The 1550-nt window shown below is 52.6% G+C and carries 2 protein-coding genes; one reads left to right on the forward strand and one right to left on the reverse strand.

What is annotated here, in order from left to right; translation table 11 throughout:
* Window positions 1–112 precede the first annotated feature (112 nt).
* On the forward strand, window positions 113–1183 hold the full coding sequence (locus tag ACXJKH_RS20295; RefSeq protein WP_457322066.1) for an ankyrin repeat domain-containing protein: 1071 nt from the start codon (window positions 113–115) through the stop codon (window positions 1181–1183).
* A 36-nt stretch (window positions 1184–1219) separates the two neighbouring features.
* Here the strand turns inward: ACXJKH_RS20295 and ACXJKH_RS20300 are convergent.
* On the reverse strand, window positions 1220–1550 hold a 331-nt coding region (locus ACXJKH_RS20300; RefSeq protein ID WP_457322064.1), incomplete at its 5' end, for a hypothetical protein.

The raw sequence follows: 1550 nt of genomic DNA on the forward strand, positions 1-1550 counted from the left end.
GTGCTAGATGGCGCACTTCCTCTGTAATATCCGAGTTAATTCGCTACGGAAGATGAGTGTGCAGTGGCCTTGACGATTGCTCGAACTGCCCTATCTTGAAAAGAGGGTAGATATGAAAAAGACATTTCAGCAGAGGATTAGGAAGTCCATTCAGGCCAATGATGCGGTGGCCGCTGCCCACCTGTGTCGGGCACAGCCTGATGTCGATGAGGCCGCTCGTGAAGCCATCTTGGAGGCTATTAGGCTTGATCAAGATGCAATCATTGATGTCCTTTTACCCTTGTTGACAGCATCTTGGAAGCAAGAGCCCTTGAAGACAGCAGCCAAGCTCGGCAAAGTTGACTTGGTAAGAATGCTGATGCCGTATTGTGATTCCGAAGATGACGCCGCGCTTTGCCTAGCGGCCAGGCATGGCCACCTCGAATGCGTCCAACTGCTTATCAGGTCATGTAACCCCTTTCAGCGTGACTCGCAGGCATTGTACGAGGCATCACTCCATGGCCATCCTGATGTCGTCTTTCATCTGATTTTAGGTTCGGATGCAAAGGCTAGGAATAGTCGAGCATTGATCGCGGCTTGCCGGGAGGGGCACTTGGAAGTGGTCAAGCACCTGTTGCCATTTTCATCAAAAATTCAGTGCGCACAGTATGGCTTCTCGGCTGCCGCAGAGAATAACCATGTTGAGGTGATTGATTACTTGATAGGGGCTGGACTCCCCGATCCGGAAGACACCTACTCAATGGGTCTTAATGTCGCTGCTGCCAAGGGGCATGAGAGCCTTGTGCGGAAGCTACTGTGGGCAATTGTCAAAACGGGGCATGCTCCGCGCGACTTTGGATACAAGGCCATGCTCGCTGCGGCAACCATTGGTCATGCAGAKATCGTCAAGTCGCTCTTGGAGTTTGCACACAAAACAGCGGATCCGGAGCTCGGATTGTATATTGCACTCCAGAATTGTCATGATGAAATGGTGGATGTTTTGGTTCCCCGAGCCAACTTGGATCTTGTGCGGGAATTGATATCGGATAAGGAGACCTATGCCAAGCTAGATGAGTCGATTGCCAAGGCTGCTGCTCTCAAGGAGCGTCGAGAGCTCGATTCCAACGAGTATGGGAGAGCTCGCGAGCAAGCGAAGGTCTCTACCCCCGCGATCCGCCAAATGACCCGTCCCCCTCGACTTTGAGAGTATTGCCTTTGCGTCCAGAAGCCGTGCGCCGATTCACAGCGCCACATAGGTAGTGTTCTCGGCTTTCCTACCATCGGGGTCTTCCCATGACACCAGCGCATTGTAGGCCGTAGGACTTCCAATATAGATGGCGGCGAACAGGGAAATTGAAGAGCCTGGTTCCAACACGGGGGCAGGGAACTTCGAGTCGTAGTCTGTGCCTGCAATAGGATCGTGCTCATCCTTCCCTGTGAGGATCTTGACCTGAACATTTCGAGCCTGTGCCGATCCAACATTTGTAACCCGGAAGCGATAGTGTTTATTGTCGCGGTAAAGATCGAGCTTCACGTGTGCGCCGCCTTTGCCCTTCTCGCTAGCCAGCAAT

This window comes from Stenotrophomonas sp. P5_B8 (assembly GCF_054049855.1).